This window comes from Aquamicrobium terrae, from assembly GCF_052978165.1.
Genome location: NZ_JBRKLZ010000002.1, coordinates 936855 through 953030, shown reverse-complemented (window position 1 = coordinate 953030; position 16176 = coordinate 936855). Strand labels below are relative to the sequence as shown.

The window sequence follows — 16176 nt, the reverse complement described above, 5'->3', positions numbered from 1 at the left end:
AGTCAATTTTTTGTGGTGGCGATCCCCGTATGTCGGTAGGCGGCTTCGGGCTGGTCGAGGAGACCGTAGCGCACGGCCATGGTGACCGCCTGGGTGCGGTTTCGGGCACCCAGCTTCTTCGTCGCCGTGCTGAGGTGAAAGACGACTGTCGGGATCGAGCGGCCGATGAGGCGCGAAATCTCCTTGGCCGAGTAGCCATCGGCACAGTAGCGCAGGCACTGCTTTTCCCGCGCGCTGAGTTGGACTGGCGCAAGGCCCGGCACGGTATCGGGATAGGCCTGGTATGCGGCTTCGTGGAAGACCTGTGCGAGCAGGCCGAAATCGGCGATGTTGTGCAGCGCGTCGCCTGCGGTGGCGCCCTGCGCGAGCGTGCCGGTCACGGTGGCATAGCCGCCATGCGGCATATGGATCGGAACCGTCACCCCGGCCGACATGTCGTGGTCGAGCAGATAGCGCGCTACCGGTTCGGTTTCCGAAGTCACGAAATGACGGATGCGTATGTCGGCGCCCGCTTCGTAGTCCCAGAAGAAGGGCACAGACGTACGTGCGGCGAGCAATTGCACCGGATCGATGAGGAAATAGCCGCGGTCGCACCAGTATTCCTGCATGCCGCTCGAGATGTTGCGCAGCTTCATCAATGACGGAATGGCAATATGACCATCGGAATCCATGGGGACCGGCGTGTAATCATAGATCATGGTGCCGAAGCCGAGTTCCTTCATGGCTTCGAAGGCATGGTCGATGCGCTCTTCGAGGGTCCGATACCGGGCGAACTGGTGTCTGATCGTCTCAATCCGGTCGAGCATGCCTGCCGCCAGTCTCCTTCGCCGCGGGGGACACATCCTTAAAACTATCATTTCTTATAGCTGGCGAAAGCATGGCTGGCGAATAAACTTACCAAGGGCAGCGGGCCGCGGGTGGTTGTGATGCCGCTTCACGAGGGGAGAGAGCAAAACCATGTGGCGTGAGATCAGCTCGGACGAACAGGTCGATATCCGCGTCGATGGGCATCGGGTAAGAGCTTACAGCTTCGGCAAGGGGCCCGGCACGGTTCTGTGCCTCAATGGCGGGCCTGGCCTTCCATGCGACTACCTGCGTGAAGCCCATTCCTGTCTGATCGATCACGGCTATCGGGTCGTCGCCTTCGACCAGTTGGGCACGGGCGCCTCGGATCGGCCGGACGACGCCTCGCTCTGGACGATCGGCCGTTATGTCGCGGAGACCGAAGCCGTGCGGCGCGAACTCGGCCTCGGCAAGGTTCATTTGCTGGGGCACTCCTGGGGCGGATGGCTTGCCATCGACTATGCGCTGACCCATCCTGAAAATCTTGCCTCGCTTATCCTGGCCGATACGGTCGCGGACATACCCCATCTGGTCAGCGAGCTTGAGCGGCTGCGCGCCGCGCTCGGCTCCGAAACCGTCGCGATGATGCAGAAGCATGAGGCCGAAGGCACGCTGGATCACCCCGAATACATGGCGGCCATTACCCTGCTCAACTATCGTCATGTTTGCCGCCTGCCGGAGTGGCCAGCCCCCGTGCGCCGCTCGCTGGACGACTGGAACATGGGCCCGTACGTAACCATGCAGGGACCGAACGAGTTTCTCTATACTGGCAACCTCAAGGATTGGAACCGCGTGCCGGACCTGCCGAAAATCAAGGCGCCGGTGCTGATCGTCAATGGCGAGCACGACGAGTTGACACCTGCATGCGCTTTGCGCATGAAAACGGCCATGCCAGAAGCGGAAGTGGGCATCATACGCAATTCCAGCCATATGCCGTTTTACGAGAATCCCGAAGATTACTACCGCGTACTGGTCGATTTCCTGTCACGTCACGGAGCGGGCACATGAAGCACTGTATGTCGGGACGTTGAGGCATGCACCGGTACAAGTTCGTCCTCTATCGCCCGATCCAGTTCCTTCCGGTGCTGTTCGGCATCAGCGTCGTTACCTTCGTGCTGGTCCGGCTCATCCCTGGCGACCCTGCCCGCGTGCTGTTGGGCGCACGCGCTACGCCTACGGCCATTGCCAACATCCGCCGCCAATACGGCCTCGATGAGCCGATGTGGCTTCAATATTTCTACTTCGTGAAAAACCTGCTCAATGGCGAGATGGGCAAGTCGATCCTTTACAAGATCGATGTGCTGAAGCTCATCATGACCCGTATCGAGCCGACGCTGGTGCTGGTGCTGGCAAGCGTGACACTTTCGGTGCTGATCGCGGTGCCGATGGCCGCCCTTGCTGCTCGCAACCATGGCCGGTTCGCGGATCACGCTGTGCGTGTCATCTCAACGGCAGGCATCGGCTTTCCGCCATTCTGGCTGGGGCTGATGCTGATTATCCTGTTCAGCGTCAACCTCGGTCTGTTGCCGGTTTCCGGCTATGGCGAGACGCTGGGAGAGAAGATCGCCCATCTGATCCTGCCCAGCCTGACGATCGCACTTTCGCTTTCGACCGTGCTGACACGCAGCCTGCGGGCGGCGATGGTGGAGGGCCTGCGTTCCGATGTCGCCACCGCCGCAAGGGCGCGCGGCATGCCCGAGCGGGTGGTCTTCTGGCGTCATGTCGTTCCCAACTCGATGGTGCCGACCATCAACCTGCTCGCCATCAACATAGGCTGGCTGATCGGGGGGACGGTGGTTATCGAAAGTGTGTTCGCCATTCCCGGCATCGGGCAATTGCTGGTGCGGGCGATCTTCTCGCGCGATTACATGGTAGTGCAAGGCGTGGCGATGATACTGGCCTGCGCTACGGTGCTCATCAACCTCATCGCCGACATCGTGACCGTCGCTGCCGATCCACGGGTGAAGTTATGAGCGCGCGGGCTTTGGACGGAAGGCGGATCGGTCGCCGATGGCAACCCGGCCGGCAGCCGACCCTGATGATCGGCGCGGCGATCCTGACCGCCTTCGTGCTGACGGCGCTGCTCGCGCCATATATTTCGCCCTACGATCCCATCGCCCAGAATGCCGAAATCCGCTTGCAAAGCCCATCCTGGGCGCATCCGTTCGGAACGGACAATTTCGGCCGTGATGTTTTCTCGCGGGTTATCTGGGGCGTGCGCATCGATCTCCAGATAGCGATGCTGGGCGTCATCTTTCCCTTCATCATCGGCACGCTGGTCGGCACCGTGGCGGGGTTTTTCGGCGGAATCGTTGACGCGCTCTTCATGCGGCTCATCGATATCATCCTGGCGTTTCCCTTCCTTGTGCTGGTGCTGTCGATCATCGCCATACTGGGACCAGGACTGGGCAGCTTCTATATCGCGATGGCGCTGGTGGGCTGGGTTTCCTACGCACGGCTGATCCGCGCGCAGGTGCTTGTGTTGAAAAACAGCGACTATGCCGTTGCCGCCGTAAGCCTCGGCTTCAGCCGGTCGCGCATCATGTTCCGGCATCTGCTGCCGAACGCGATAGCGGGATCGGTGGTCTTTTCGATGTCGGATGCGGTGCTCGTCCTGCTTAACGGCGCGGCCATCAGCTATCTGGGGCTTGGCGTCCAGCCGCCTGTCGCGGAATGGGGCATCATGGTTGCCGAAGGCCAGCCTTTCATTACCACCGCCTGGTGGATCACGTTGTTTCCCGGTCTTTCCATCGTGATGCTTGCCTTTGGCTTCAGCATGTTCGGCGATGCGCTTGGCGATGCTCTGGGAGTAAAGGAATGAGCGCTCCCGTCCTCAGCGTCAGAGATCTTACCGTCAATCTGGACTTGCCGGGCGGCGAGCCGCGCATGCTGCTCGACAAGGTTTCAGTGGATCTCGGAAAGGGCGAAGTCCTTGGACTGGTCGGCGAAAGCGGTTCAGGCAAAAGCCTGTTTTGCCGCACGCTGGTCCGCCTGCTGCCCTCCAGAAGCATGCGGATCGTAAATGGCTCCATCATGCTTGGGGAGCGCGATCTGGCCAAGGCGACCGAGACCCAGATGCTGAACGTTCGCGGTGGCAAAATCGGGATGATTTTCCAGAATCCGACCAGCCATCTGGATCCGGTGATGACCATCGGTGACCAGCTGACGGAAGGTATACGGTTTCATCAGGAGCTGGGGGCCCGGGCGGCACGCAAGGCGGCAGTCGCGATCCTGCATCAGATCGGCTTTCCCGATCCGGAACGACAGTTCGATGCCTATCCGCACGAATTTTCCGGCGGCATGCGCCAGCGGGCAATGATCGGGGTGGCGCTGTCGTGCAATCCGGAAATCCTCATCGCGGACGAACCGACGACCGCACTCGACGTCACCATCCAGGCGCAAATCCTGCAATTGTTGATGGACATACGCCGTGAGCGCGGTCTGTCGATTATCCTGATCACCCATGATCTGGGCATCGTGGCCCAGACCTGCGACCGTATCGCCGTCATGCGCGAGGGCAGGCTTGTCGAGCAGGGGAAAAAGCGCGACCTGCTGCGCGCGCCTACCCATCCCTACACGAAAGCGCTTATCGGCAGCCACCCCTCGATGCCGTCGCCGTCGACGGAGGAAACAGCGGCGACACCTCCGCCAAATGTAACGGCAGCAACAGGCAAACCCTTGCTTGAGGTCAACGACCTCAATGTCCGCTTCGCCGGAGCCGGCAGTCTGTTCGGAGGGCGATCGGGCGCGGTCCAGGCGGTAGCGGGCGTGTCGCTCAAGGTCATGCCGGGCGAGACGGTCGGTATCGTCGGTGAATCGGGCAGCGGCAAGAGCACCCTGGCGCGGGCAATCCTGGGGCTGACACCGATTGCCTCGGGCAATATCACTTTCGATGGAACCAGCTTGCGCGATGACTGCATTGCGTTTCTTGGCCGGCTTCGCCGTGAAACGGCGATGGTGTTCCAGGACCCGTACAATGCGCTGAACCCTCGCCTCCCCATCGGAGAGATGCTGACTGAGGTGCTGAAAGTACAGGGACGGACCCCGCCCGCCGAAATTCCGGCGCGCGTCGGCGAATTGCTCGATCTTGTCGACCTTGGGCGGGAGTTTGCCGGTCGGCGTCCTCGCAGCATGAGCGGCGGGCAATGCCAGCGGGCCGGCATTGCCCGCGCCCTGGCAGTGGAGCCGCGCCTGATCATCGCCGATGAAAGCACGGCAGCCCTCGACGTCACCATTCAAGCGCAGATCCTCGATCTGTTCCGCGTGCTGAAACGCAAGATGAACCTTACATTGCTGTTCATCGCGCATGATCTCGCCATCGTACGCAACCTTTGTGACCGGGTTGTCGTCATGCATCGGGGGCATATCGTCGAGCAGGGCTCTGCGGCGCAAGTGTTCGAGCATCCGGCGGATGCCTATACGCAGGCGCTGATACAGGCCATTCCCGACATCAATCCGGACAAGCCGCTTCTGCCGCAGGCGGCACGGGAAGTTGCATAGCGGCAAGCAGTCAGATCCAGACCATTCAGAAGGGAACACGACGATGAAAAACAAATGGATGAAAATCAGCTTGGTAGCCATGATGGCCGGGCTGTCGTTCGGGGCGGGTATCGCCGAGGCGGCGGGCGTTCTGACCATTGGTCGGCGTGAGGATTCCACGACTTTCGATCCGATCAAGACGGCCCAGAACATTGATTTCTGGGTGTTTTCGAACGTCTACGATGTGCTGATCCGGGTCGACAGGTCCGGCAAGGAGTTGGAGCCCGGCCTGGCGGAAAGCTGGGAGGTTTCCGAAGATGGGCTTACCTACACCTTCAAACTGCGCGACGCCAAGTTCTCCGACGGCTCGCCCATCACCGCGGAGGATGCCGCCTACAGTCTGCTGCGCATTCGCGACGACGAGGGCTCGCTGTGGAGCGATTCCTATCAGGTGATCGACACCGCCGCCCAGGGTGAGGACGCACGCACTCTGGTGGTGAAGCTCAAGACGCTGTCGGCACCGTTCCTGGCCTCTCTTGCCATGCCGGGCGCGTCGATCCTGTCCAAGGCGGGGCTCGAATCCATGGGTGCCGATGCCTATGCCGAAAAGCCGATCGCTTCGGGCGCCTTTACTCTGAAGGAATGGCGCCGCGGCGATCGCGTCATCCTGGAGAAGAATCCCAATTTCTGGGAAGCCGACCGCGTCAAGCTGGACGGCGTCGAATGGATTTCGGTGCCGGACGACAACACCCGTATGTTGAACGTGCAGGCGGGGCAACTGGACACCGCCCTCTTCGTGCCGTTCTCCCGCGTGGCCGAACTGAAGAAGGACCCGGAACTGGTCGTCACGCAGGACACCTCGACGCGCGAAGACCACTTGCTCATCAATCACGAACACGGCCCGCTGGCCAAGAAGGAAGTGCGCGAGGCGCTCGATATGGCTATCGACAAGCAGGCGATCGTCGACACCGTGACTTTCGGCCTGGGCGAAGTCGCCAATTCCTATATCCCCAGGGGCGCTCTCTACCACGACGACAATGCGCTTCAGCGTCCCTACGATCCGGAGAAGGCCAAGCAGATGCTGGCTGACGCCGGTGCCGCCGATCTGACGCTGAACTATGTCGTGAACGCCGGCAACGAGGTGGACGAGCAGATCGCCGTTCTGTTGCAGCAGCAGCTTGCCAAGGCTGGCGTGACGGCGAACTTGCAGAAGGTCGACCCGAGCCAGAGCTGGGACATGCTGATCGCGGGCGACTACGACCTCTCGGTCATGTACTGGACCTATGACGTCATCGACCCGGACCAGAAAACGACCTTCGTGCTGGGCCATGATTCCAACATGAACTACATGACGCGCTATCAGAATGAGACGGTGAAGAACCTCGTGGCGGATGCGCGCGTCGAGATGGACCCAGCCAAGCGCGAGGCGATGTATATGGAAATCCAGAAGACGGCCAAGAGCGACGTCCACTGGATCGATCTCTATTACAGCCCCTTCATCAACGTTACGCGCAAGAACATCGAAAACTTCTATCAGAACCCCCTCGGTCGCTTTTTCCTGGAAGATACTGTGAAGAACTGACGCTGGCGTGGATCATCGGCAAGAGCTCCTTGCATCGATCTTTTGATCGATGCAAGGAGCTACGCGGCCGCCCCCCCTATGCCTGGCCGCTGTCGTTGGTGGCTGGAAACATCTGACGCGGCCGGCCTATGCCATCCGCAGTGCATTTGGCACGGCCGTCGGCAGGGGCGGGCGTGCCAAAGATCACGGATTGCGGTCGTCAGCTCAGACTGATTTCGGCCGACGGACGACCCGTATCTTGCCGCTATTTCCGCCGCCGCAGAAAAACTGGCCATCGCCGCCAGCTTCCAGACCGGACACGCCTGTTCCAGCAGGCATCCCGATCTGTTCCATGACCTCACCCGTTTCCGGGTCGAGCCGCATCACGTCGCTCTCGTCGCCCTCCCACGTGCCGTGCCAAAGTTCGCCATCAACCCAGGTGACACCGGTCACGATGCGTTTGCACTCGATTGTCCGCAGGATGTCACCTGTCTCGGGATCGATCTGGTGAATTTTCCGGCCACGATTCTGACCAACCCAGAGAAAACCTTCGGCCCAAGCCAGCCCGGAATCGCCGCCATGGCCTGGAGCCGGAATAGTGGCGACCACTCGACCGCTCTCCAAATCGATCTTCTGGATGCGATCCTCGGCGATCTGGAAAAGATGCGTGCCGTCAAAGGCGGTCCCTGCATGGGCAGCGACATCGATCACCCGCACGATCTCGCCAGTTTCCGGATCGAGGGCGTTCAGCTTGTCTCCGCTTGCAAACCAGACATGCTGCCCGTCGAATGTGAGTCCATGTACCTGGCTTACTCCGGGGAAGGGGCCATACTCTCCGATAATTTCAGCCGCAGAACTTTTCATGGATATCCTCCTGTCCGAAGTCTCATGGCTACAGCCTACCCGCCCGGCAGAGGTCCCGGGAGTAACAATGTTGTCGGGAAGCCGGGAACGGATGGGATCGTCCAGCGCCGCGTCCGGCCGTTGCCGAAGGACTGCACCTTGCCGTTCGCTGCGAGTTGCTCAAGCGTCCGCTGTATCGTACGTGGGCTCGTATCCAATGCTATCGCCAGGGCCGAACTCGACCACGCCTCCCCGTCCGCCAGAAGGGCAAGTGTCGCCGCGTGCGGTTCATCGACATGTGAGACCAGAACGGCCACCTCTTTCACGTTGCGCGGCGTCAAAACAAAGCCACGCTTCGTCGCCGCGATCCTGGCGATCTTGCGCAGCTCCTTGCGCAAACGCGCAATTTCGACCCGCAGCCGGGCACGATGGGATTCGTCAGCATGCCGGGCACGAAAGGCGCGTTTGAGGAGCGTGTCCCTCGATACGTCGCCGGGCCATGCTTCACCGAGGGCGCGGGCCAAAGCAAACAGAACCGGTCGTGAGGCGAGGGAAATCATCATGCGGTGATCGCGCACTACATTTCGGCATGCGTCTATGACAAGGATACCGGAGTCCAGCAGCGTTTCCACCTCTTCGAGGAGAACAGGGCGTTTCTCACCATTTGCGATCACACATGCCGCCGGTGAGGTGAGAATATGTGCCGCACTCTCAACTTCGGTGGTCAACGCAGGGATGTCCGCTTGTTCTGCTGCCTCGGCGGCACGGGCAAAGGCGGCACGCGCCACGCTTGTCCTAAGGCGGCGAATGGCGGCGCCGGCGACGGTGAGTTCATAGGCGGCACGTGAGGAAGGCGGGAGAAGTGACGGATCAAGGCCGGACAGCAGGCGTTCCGTTTCGTCCAGACGTCCGACCAGCAACAGGCGGCGGGCCGCAAGATTGCGCGCATGAGCGGCATTTACCATATCGCCATGCGCCTCGAGCGTCGCCCATGCCGCATGGAGCGATTTCTCAGGCCACCCGAGGTTGCGTGAGACCAGTGCGATCTCGGCCTCGGCGACGATGCAGCGTGCTCGCGCAACCGCCTCTTTGGGGCCGAAGGCGCGGGCGGCGTTTTTGAGCAACGTCTTTGCGCGCTCGAACTCGCCAAGTTGCGCCATCGCTATGCCGCGCAGGGCCATCGCTGCCGGATCGTCACGCAAGGCGACCCGCTTGAGTGCACCTAGGAAATCGCCTTTGGCGAGTGCCCATGCCGCGGCGTTTATCAGAGAGTCCATTTCGTTCCCGTCACATTTGTAACTCTCGCGCCTCCGAAACTCCGCCGTAGGTTCCTCCATGAGCGATAACGGTCGGTGGTATCGAGAAACCGATCATAGACGAACGAAGGAGCTTGAGCGATGAGAGCTAAAACAGCCAACGTCCCCCTGACTTCCCGGCAAAGCACCGAGGGCCATCGCATCGTCTCGAGGGACGAATGGATTGCTGAACGCCGCGCATTGCTGGCACGCGAAAAAGAACTGACACATCTGAGTGACCGGATCGCCATTGAGCGCCGGGCGCTGCCATGGGTACGCATCGACAAGGACTATGTTTTTGACACACTCGATGGCAAGCGTTCACTTGCCGATCTGTTCGATGGCCGCCGACAACTGCTCGTCCAGCATTTCATGTTCGCTCCCGGCTGGGGCCAGGGGTGTCCGAGTTGTTCCTACATGGCTGACCACAATGATGGCATGGTCGTCCATCTGGCGTATCGCGACGTCACATTCGTGGCCGTCTCCCTTGCGCCGCTCGCCGAGATCGAGCGCTTTCGCCAGCGCATGGGCTGGAAGTACAAATGGGTGTCGTCGCACGCCACTGACTTCAACTATGATTTCAAAGTCAGCTTCACACCACAAGAGGTCGCTAGTGGCCAGATCGACTACAATTATGGTGGCTGGCCTTACGCATATGAGGAATGGCCGGGCATCAGCGTTTTCTTCAAAAATGGCAGGAATGAAGTCTTCCACACCTACTCGTGCTATGGACGCGGCGTGGAAGTGATGATGGGCACCTACCGGATGCTCGATCTCGTGCCCATGGGCCGTGGCGAGAGAGACGTGGAATACAAGATGGAATGGGTGCGCCATCACGACCGCTATGGGCCGGCAGCGACAGCAAAAGCGGCAACCTCCGGCTCGATTGAGGGACTGTTGGACACGGTCGGGCGCGGGTGCTGCGACTGATGCCTCGGCGAGGAGAAACCAGATGACCGGGTTCAGTCAGAGGCGATTTTCTGGTGGCACGAACCGTTCAGAAGATCGGCGGCTCGGCCTTTCAGATTGCCTCCACCTTGCCGCCACGCCGACTTTCACTCTGATGGCATTGCTGACAGCTGTGTATGGTGGCGGGACGTCTTCGATGATGTGCATGGGGATGGCTGGCTCATCGCTGCCGGACAGCATGGGTTTCATGTATCTGCTGATGGGCGTTTTCCATGCGGCCCCATGGGTGAGGCTGGCTTCCCGCCCATAATACCCTGGACGCGGCATGACAAGCGCCTATTCGACTACGCTCCGGCTGGCGACATCACCAGCGCCACGTGGGGTCGCCGCGCTGGATCATGGCCTGTTGGCTCGATCAGTTCCTGACCGTGGCGTGGATGAACGAGCCCTGCGGCTGCGCACCGCTATCTGCCTGTAGTGCCTTGCCGAGTCGCGCCTGCCAGTCGAGATAGTAAGCGAGCAGGAATTGGGCCATGGTTCCGGCAGTCAGTAGTGAGGCGTCGTAAAGCAGTCCGCCGCCATGGATGAAGCGTAGAACCTGCGCCGACATTGCCAGCAGGGTGCCTGCAAGGAACACTGGCAGCGAACGGCGCCCGAGTACCACCAGCGGATGATCGAGGCTCCAGCGGAGCGCCGAAGAGACTGAGCATAGTGAAACCACAAGATAAGCAACAGCCAACACGTGCAGGAGCCGCGACAAGGACAGGAACGTCTTGTCGAAGCCGCCCAGCACCGGCGGCAGACCGAACCAACTGACGACGCCCCAAAGCGGAGTGCGCACCCACACCAACGCAAGGACGACATACACGCCGGCCAGCGCTACCGTCCAGCCCCTGACAGGTATCGTGCCGCCCCTTCGAACGTGCATGGTGCAGACAATTCCAATGGCAAACAGGAACTGCCACGACAGTGGATTCATGAACCAGAAACCGGGTTCGGGATAGTTGCGCGGGGCTATCTGCCAGATGCCGGCTGCCAACCATACAGCACCGGAAGCCGTCAGTGTCCCCACCGGCCAGCGCGACGCGGCCCAAAGCGCCAGCGGCGCCGCTAGCATGACTGCGGCATATACCGGCAGGATGTTGTTGTAGCCCAGCTGGTGACCGAGCGTGACGATACCAATTAATGTTTCTGGTGTTCGGGTGAAAATCGCATGAAGATTGATCTGGGTGAGAATGTCGGGCCGCTTCGTCAGCACCGCGCCAAGGCAGAATATTGCAATCGTCCCCAGGCTAATGACGATATGTGCAACATAGAGAATGCTGGCGCGCCGCCACAGTTTCAATATCTGCTTCAGCCGGTTGCCCCTCACGAACTGTGCCTCGTAGGCCAGCGCCACCGAAATGCCGGAGATGAGCACGAAGACTTCCGCGGCATCGGAGAATCCGAAATTTTTGTAGGTGAGCCTGTCCAGCATGTTGCCAGGGACGTGATCTATGAAGATGGTAAGCAGAGCCAGCGCTCGTAACACATCGATGCGTGTATCACGTTGGTTTGTGATGGGATTGGTCATGCAGTGCGAAGTCCCTGAAACCTTGCTGGGGCGCTCCCGGAAGTGGTTGTTCCTCCGCATATATCGGACACAAGGAGGGTTTAAACGGACCTACGCCAATCACCTTCAAACCGCCGCTGGAATATAGCGGTTTGAAGCCGGCAAAAATCAAAGAGTGAAGTTAAATCAGGTGGATGACAGTAGTATGACTGCCGATGAAGCAAATCCGGAACTACGTTGCCATCTCCCTTTCTGTTATCGTATGTACGGGCCGGAGCGAGCGACGAAGCGTGTGCTGGTGCTGTTGCACGGATCCGGCGTCGATGAGACGGTGCTTGTGCCTTTGGCGCGCGCGATCTCACCGAAAGCGAGGGTACTGGCTGTTCGCGGGCGTGTAATGCAGGATGGGAGCCGACGATGGTTCACGCGCACCACACCGACCACTTTCGACCAGAAAAGCATTGTCCGGGAGGCTCGAGCCTTCGCCCGTTTCCTGCCAGAGGTGGCGCGACAGGAAGGGTTTGACCTACGGACCGCCGTCTTTTTAGGCTATTCCAATGGCGCCAACCTCGTTTCCAGCATCATGCTGATCCATCCTGGGTTAATTCGCAGTGCCGCTCTGCTGCGTGCCATGCCTGTGCTCGATGATGTTCCAGCCGTCGATCTTGCGGAAATCTCGGTGCTCGTCGTCGCTGGCAAGCGGGATGTTACCTACGGGCCCTATGCGCCGGCCCTGAGTTCACTGCTCGTTCGCCATGGAGGTTCGGTGGAAACACACACTGTGCAGTCTGGCCACGAATTCAGCAATTATGACGCCGAGATTGTCCGTGCGTGGCTCGGTAGATTACTGGTATCACCCGCCGCTTAGCAGCGCTGTTGGGCCGAGCCGATCTTGAGATATAGCTGTCATAGTGACGGTGTATGCACTTTGCCATGCGCACCATTATTGTTCCTGATATCATCCGAGTTGGCCAGACCGACGACAATGTCATCGGGTTCGACCTGATCATCGAGGATCGGGCCGGGCACTTCTTTGCCCTGCAGATGGATATGGAAGCATGCCGCGCCCTGCGGCAGGCTGTGAGCGATCTCGAGCGGAAACTGGCGGACAAAGAAAAACCTGCCTCTCCTGCGGAAGAGGAGCCAACTGCCTGAAACTCACCATAAGATTGGCGCGGCGGGGAAGAGGAATGCTACACGGATAAGACCATCCCCGCCGGTTTGATCGGCTTTGGCGAGGCGCAAGTCCGATCTGAGCTGGCACAGGCTTTGGGACTGTTCCATCAATTGTAGACGCGGGCAGGTTTGGGGCGGGACGCCTTTCTCACGAAGAAGCAGCGTTCGGACTTGAACCTGAGGCATTCTTCCCGCAACTCGGGGCATTCCGCGTTCTGATTTCTCGTGGAAATCTCCAGCACACAAAATGCGGTTGAGACGGCTGCTTGAATGCCGGGAAACGAAAAGGGCATTCGCAAGCACCTGTTCGCACCTACCGGCTTCTGATCGCCGGTGGGTTCTGCCGCAGTGCATGGAGGCAAATTTTGATGGACGACGTGAAATTCACAACCGGCTTGACGACTGCCGCCGATACCCGTGTTGCATTTCGCGGCACGCCGTTTGTCGAGCGAACGGCGCTTTTGAACCAGAATGCCCTGTGGATGCGCTGGGACAGGAATATGGTCGTCGATACCTATTCCGACGTGGCCGAAGAGTTGATGGCGATCCGCAACAGGGTAGCCATGGGCGATATGTCGCCGCTTTCGAAATATGTCATTGCCGGAAGCGACGCTGAAAGGTTGATGGACAGCCTTATCCCTCGCGACATCACCAGGTTGAAGGTCGGTCAGATCTATTACGCGCCGTGGTGCGACGAGAAGGGCGATGTCGTCGGCGATGGCCTTGTCTTGCGCATGGACGAAACCACATTCCGTGTGTCAGCCGACCCGGGTTTCATCTGGTGGAAGAGCCATGCCGAAGGTCTCGACGTTACCGTCACCGACATAACGGATGATTACGGTATCCTCACTTTGCAGGGGCCACGGTCGCGAGACGTGCTACGTGCGGCCACCGGGAACGCATTTGACGAACTGCCGTTCTCGCGCCTCGGTGAGGTAACGATTGCCGGCCGCCAGGTTGAGGTTTTGCGCCAGGGCTTTACTGGCGAGCATGGCTACGAACTCTGGGTCAAGGCAGCAGACGGGACAGTGGTCTGGGAAGCAGTGGAGGCGGCGGGCGCGCCTTTCGGCATCTTGCCCGCAGGCGCCTGGGCTCTCGATCTGGCACGTCTCGAAGCGGGGTTGCTGATCGTAGGGTATGATTACACCAGCGCGGGACCGGACCATGGTGGGGCGGGGGTCCGGGCTGCAAGCAAGTTTCGTGCATCGCCATACGATCTTGGTCTCGATCGCTTGATCGACCTGCGCAAAACCGATTTCGTTGGCAAGGCAGCATTGCAGCGCATTTCGGCAACCGGCGATCACCGCAAGATTGTCGGCCTCGATATCGACTGGGTGCGGGCCGGAGATGGAGAGGGCCTGAAAGGCAGCGCTCCGGACAACCTTCGCCGTGTGCTCTGGTATCCGGTGCCCGTTCTTCATAACGGGGATGAAGTCGGGCATGCCTCAAGTGTCGCCTGGGCGCCGACCCTGGGCAAACTCGTGGGCTTCGGTCATCTGTGCGGCACCGCAGCCGAAATAGGCACGCAACTGACCCTGCGCTGGAACAGGGACGGTGAGATTGTCGACGTCAATGCGCGTGTGGTTGAGTTGCCATTTCTCTCGCTGAAGCGCGCAGAGGGCTGACGACCCGCCGATAGCATCGTCTCCGACTGTGCCGAGCAGATCGACCCCCAGGCAGGCATGGTGTCGTCATGGCGACGACCACCCTGACTTGCCCTGATGAACCAAGAGCAGATCATGACCCAAATTGGTGAACTCATTGCCGAAAAGCGATTGACTCTGGCCATAGCCCCAGGTGCGTCGATCGAACTCGCACCGGAGCAGGCACGCAGCTTCGAGCCTGATATCGAGCATTTTCCGCTGGGCTCGCGTGTGTTCCTCACTCATCTCACAGGCAAGCCCGAGGCAATTCAGGTGGAGGCGGCGCAACGCATCAAAGGCATGGGCTACGTCGCCGTACCTCACCTTGCGGCGCGCAATTTCAAGACCGAGCAGGATTTTGTCGACCTTGTCCGTGCACATAGCCGCAACGGCATTACCGAAGCCTTGTTCCTGGGAGGGAACCCGCCCCTGTTCCCTGGACCGATGAGCGAATCGGCCCAACTGCTCGCTCACCCCGTGCTTGACGACTCTACGATACAAACCGCCTTTGTCGCGGGTTACCCCGAAGGACACCCAAGCATCGCCAGTGCTGATCTGGCCGATGCCCTTCGCCGGAAGCTGGAGCTTTGCGACACCCGCTCGATCAATGCCAGGGTGGTCTCACAATTCGCCTTCGACGGCGGGGCCATCGGTGACTGGGCGCGCAGGCTGCATGAACAATACCCGGAACTCCCTGTCCATGTGGGCCTTGCCGGAGTTACGAGCCTGACCAAGCTCGTCAAATTTGCTGTCATGTGCGGTGTCGGCACATCCGTCGCAGCGCTGACTCGTTCAGCGAGCAGTGTCTTCAACATCATTTCCGACCGCAATCCAGCCGATGTGATCGAAGCCATTGCATCGAGCTATCCCGATCCAAAAAGACCGCTGCACCTCCACTTTTTCCCCTTCGGTGGTTGGGAAAAGACGCTTGCCTGGCACAGCGAATATCGCAGGTCCAATCGGACCCGGACCGGCAGGCCATGAACAAGCCCGTTGCTCATCCGACCTTCGTGCTTCAGCTTTCATGCGAGGACCGGCCGGGGATCGTTGCAGCGATCACGGCGCGGTTGGCCGATCTGGGAACCAATATCGCAGAAAGCAGCCAATACCGGGACCCGGCCTCGAACCGCTTCTTCATGCGTATCGCTTTCGCCGCCACGCTGGGTTCTGCGGCAGCCATCGAAGATGGCCTGCGACCAGTGGTGCAGCGCTTCAACATGGAAACGACGCTGCTGGACCGCAAGCGCCGACCGAAGATGGCCATCATGGTCTCGAAGTTTGACCATGCCATGCTGCACCTGCTTTATCAGATACGTGTCGGTTGGCTCGATGCCGAGGTGGTGGCAATCATCTCCAATCATGACGACAGCCGGGAAACGGCCGAGTGGGTGGGGGTGCCTTATCATCTGCTGCCGGTCGACAAGTACACCAAGCGGCAGCAAGAGGAGAGCGTCCTTTCCGTGGTCGAGGCAACCGGTGCCGACCTGGTCGTGCTGGCGCGTTACATGCAGGTGTTTTCGGACGATCTCGCCAGCCGCCTGTTCGGCAAGGTGATCAATATACATCATTCATTCCTGCCGAGTTTCAAGGGCGCCCGACCCTACCACCAGGCTTTCGAACATGGCGTGAAGCTGATCGGGGCAACGGCCCATTATGTTACCGCCGACCTGGATGAAGGCCCGATCATAGAGCAGGAAACAGAGCGGGTCTGGCACGGCATGAGCGCAGAGGATTTTGTTGCAGCCGGCCGCGATATCGAGAGCCGTGTTCTGGCTCGTGCCGTCAAACGACATCTCGAAGGCCGTGTCATGCTCAATGGACGCAGGACCGTCGTGTTCGCCTGAGCGCGCAATCCCGAACCGAAATGCATGCCGG

16 protein-coding genes are annotated in these 16176 nt (G+C 60.0%); 12 read left to right on the top strand and 4 right to left on the bottom strand.

All coding sequences use genetic code 11. The features are described from left to right. Window positions 1-2: 2 nt before the first annotated feature. The gene (locus tag ACVCNR_RS21670; protein ID WP_447076458.1) at window positions 3-806 is read right to left on the bottom strand and encodes a helix-turn-helix transcriptional regulator; all 804 of its coding nucleotides are present in this window, start codon (window positions 804-806) and stop codon (window positions 3-5) included. Between the two features lie 151 nt (window positions 807-957). On the opposite strand from ACVCNR_RS21670, the gene ACVCNR_RS21665 reads away from it, so the two are divergent. Genes ACVCNR_RS21665 through ACVCNR_RS21645 form a run of 5 tightly spaced genes read left to right on the top strand, consistent with a single transcriptional unit; the run spans window position 958 to window position 6904 of the window. Then, window positions 958-1851 carry a proline iminopeptidase-family hydrolase gene (locus tag ACVCNR_RS21665; protein ID WP_447076457.1) on the top strand — a complete coding sequence of 298 codons (894 nt, stop codon included), beginning with the start codon at window positions 958-960 and terminating at the stop codon, window positions 1849-1851. Between the two features lie 26 nt (window positions 1852-1877). Continuing rightward, a complete protein-coding gene (locus tag ACVCNR_RS21660; RefSeq protein WP_354198552.1) occupies window positions 1878-2816 on the top strand; it encodes an ABC transporter permease in 939 nt (312 codons plus the stop codon). After that, complete coding sequence (locus ACVCNR_RS21655; protein ID WP_447076456.1) at window positions 2813-3664, top strand: ABC transporter permease; 852 nt, start codon at window positions 2813-2815, stop codon at window positions 3662-3664. Before ACVCNR_RS21660 ends, ACVCNR_RS21655 begins: the two co-directional genes overlap by 4 nt. After that, window positions 3661-5343, top strand: coding sequence for a dipeptide ABC transporter ATP-binding protein (locus tag ACVCNR_RS21650; RefSeq protein ID WP_447076455.1), 1683 nt, complete (start codon window positions 3661-3663; stop codon window positions 5341-5343). The genes ACVCNR_RS21655 and ACVCNR_RS21650 overlap by 4 nt, the downstream gene beginning before the upstream one ends. 43 nt (window positions 5344-5386) lie before the next feature. After that, window positions 5387-6904, top strand: coding sequence for an ABC transporter substrate-binding protein (locus ACVCNR_RS21645; RefSeq protein WP_447076454.1), 1518 nt, complete (start codon window positions 5387-5389; stop codon window positions 6902-6904). A 204-nt stretch (window positions 6905-7108) separates the two neighbouring features. Here the strand turns inward: ACVCNR_RS21645 and ACVCNR_RS21640 are convergent, their stop codons facing one another. After that, entirely contained in the window at window positions 7109-7747 is a 639-nt protein-coding gene (locus ACVCNR_RS21640; RefSeq protein WP_447076453.1) for a Vgb family protein, read from the bottom strand. Between the two features lie 35 nt (window positions 7748-7782). Continuing rightward, the gene (locus tag ACVCNR_RS21635; RefSeq protein WP_447076452.1) at window positions 7783-9003 is read right to left on the bottom strand and encodes a helix-turn-helix domain-containing protein; all 1221 of its coding nucleotides are present in this window, start codon (window positions 9001-9003) and stop codon (window positions 7783-7785) included. A 120-nt stretch (window positions 9004-9123) separates the two neighbouring features. Here ACVCNR_RS21635 and ACVCNR_RS21630 point away from each other — a divergent pair, with 120 nt between their 5' ends. Together ACVCNR_RS21630 and ACVCNR_RS21625 are read left to right on the top strand one after the other, a co-directional pair. Continuing rightward, on the top strand, window positions 9124-9951 hold the full coding sequence (locus ACVCNR_RS21630; protein WP_447076451.1) for a DUF899 domain-containing protein: 828 nt from the start codon (window positions 9124-9126) through the stop codon (window positions 9949-9951). Window positions 9952-9973: 22 nt separating this feature from the next. Further along, the gene (locus ACVCNR_RS21625) at window positions 9974-10240 is read left to right on the top strand and encodes a hypothetical protein (protein WP_447076450.1); all 267 of its coding nucleotides are present in this window, start codon (window positions 9974-9976) and stop codon (window positions 10238-10240) included. A 105-nt stretch (window positions 10241-10345) separates the two neighbouring features. On the opposite strand, the gene ACVCNR_RS21620 is transcribed toward ACVCNR_RS21625, so the two are convergent. Beyond that, the gene (locus ACVCNR_RS21620) at window positions 10346-11503 is read right to left on the bottom strand and encodes an OpgC family protein (protein ID WP_447076449.1); all 1158 of its coding nucleotides are present in this window, start codon (window positions 11501-11503) and stop codon (window positions 10346-10348) included. A gap of 184 nt (window positions 11504-11687) precedes the next feature. Between ACVCNR_RS21620 and ACVCNR_RS21615 the strand changes: the two genes are divergently transcribed. From ACVCNR_RS21615 to purU, 5 genes are all read left to right on the top strand, one after another. Continuing rightward, window positions 11688-12350 (top strand): alpha/beta hydrolase, encoded by a 663-nt coding sequence (locus ACVCNR_RS21615; protein WP_447076448.1) that lies wholly within the window; start codon window positions 11688-11690, stop codon window positions 12348-12350. 65 nt (window positions 12351-12415) lie between these two features. Next, complete coding sequence (locus ACVCNR_RS21610) at window positions 12416-12637, top strand: hypothetical protein (protein WP_447076447.1); 222 nt, start codon at window positions 12416-12418, stop codon at window positions 12635-12637. A gap of 389 nt (window positions 12638-13026) precedes the next feature. Then, entirely contained in the window at window positions 13027-14283 is a 1257-nt protein-coding gene (locus ACVCNR_RS21605; protein ID WP_447076446.1) for an aminomethyl transferase family protein, read from the top strand. A 114-nt stretch (window positions 14284-14397) separates the two neighbouring features. Next, complete coding sequence (locus ACVCNR_RS21600; RefSeq protein WP_447076445.1) at window positions 14398-15285, top strand: methylenetetrahydrofolate reductase; 888 nt, start codon at window positions 14398-14400, stop codon at window positions 15283-15285. Then, complete coding sequence (purU, locus tag ACVCNR_RS21595; RefSeq protein WP_447076444.1) at window positions 15282-16145, top strand: formyltetrahydrofolate deformylase; 864 nt, start codon at window positions 15282-15284, stop codon at window positions 16143-16145. Before ACVCNR_RS21600 ends, purU begins: the two co-directional genes overlap by 4 nt. Window positions 16146-16176: the final 31 nt, after the last annotated feature.

Excerpts from the sequence above, each read along its gene's own strand:
- ACVCNR_RS21670 (WP_447076458.1), bottom strand. The coding sequence starts at position 806 with ATGCTCGACCGGATTGAGACGATCAGACACCAGTTCGCCCGGTATCGG.
- ACVCNR_RS21665 (WP_447076457.1), top strand. The coding sequence starts at position 958 with ATGTGGCGTGAGATCAGCTCGGACGAACAGGTCGATATCCGCGTCGAT.
- ACVCNR_RS21660 (WP_354198552.1), top strand. The coding sequence starts at position 1,878 with ATGCACCGGTACAAGTTCGTCCTCTATCGCCCGATCCAGTTCCTTCCG.
- ACVCNR_RS21655 (WP_447076456.1), top strand. The coding sequence starts at position 2,813 with ATGAGCGCGCGGGCTTTGGACGGAAGGCGGATCGGTCGCCGATGGCAA.
- ACVCNR_RS21650 (WP_447076455.1), top strand. The coding sequence starts at position 3,661 with ATGAGCGCTCCCGTCCTCAGCGTCAGAGATCTTACCGTCAATCTGGAC.
- ACVCNR_RS21645 (WP_447076454.1), top strand. The coding sequence starts at position 5,387 with ATGAAAAACAAATGGATGAAAATCAGCTTGGTAGCCATGATGGCCGGG.
- ACVCNR_RS21640 (WP_447076453.1), bottom strand. The coding sequence starts at position 7,747 with ATGAAAAGTTCTGCGGCTGAAATTATCGGAGAGTATGGCCCCTTCCCC.
- ACVCNR_RS21635 (WP_447076452.1), bottom strand. The coding sequence starts at position 9,003 with ATGGACTCTCTGATAAACGCCGCGGCATGGGCACTCGCCAAAGGCGAT.
- ACVCNR_RS21630 (WP_447076451.1), top strand. The coding sequence starts at position 9,124 with ATGAGAGCTAAAACAGCCAACGTCCCCCTGACTTCCCGGCAAAGCACC.
- ACVCNR_RS21625 (WP_447076450.1), top strand. The coding sequence starts at position 9,974 with ATGACCGGGTTCAGTCAGAGGCGATTTTCTGGTGGCACGAACCGTTCA.
- ACVCNR_RS21620 (WP_447076449.1), bottom strand. The coding sequence starts at position 11,503 with ATGACCAATCCCATCACAAACCAACGTGATACACGCATCGATGTGTTA.
- ACVCNR_RS21615 (WP_447076448.1), top strand. The coding sequence starts at position 11,688 with ATGACTGCCGATGAAGCAAATCCGGAACTACGTTGCCATCTCCCTTTC.
- ACVCNR_RS21610 (WP_447076447.1), top strand. The coding sequence starts at position 12,416 with ATGCGCACCATTATTGTTCCTGATATCATCCGAGTTGGCCAGACCGAC.
- ACVCNR_RS21605 (WP_447076446.1), top strand. The coding sequence starts at position 13,027 with ATGGACGACGTGAAATTCACAACCGGCTTGACGACTGCCGCCGATACC.
- ACVCNR_RS21600 (WP_447076445.1), top strand. The coding sequence starts at position 14,398 with ATGACCCAAATTGGTGAACTCATTGCCGAAAAGCGATTGACTCTGGCC.
- purU (WP_447076444.1), top strand. The coding sequence starts at position 15,282 with ATGAACAAGCCCGTTGCTCATCCGACCTTCGTGCTTCAGCTTTCATGC.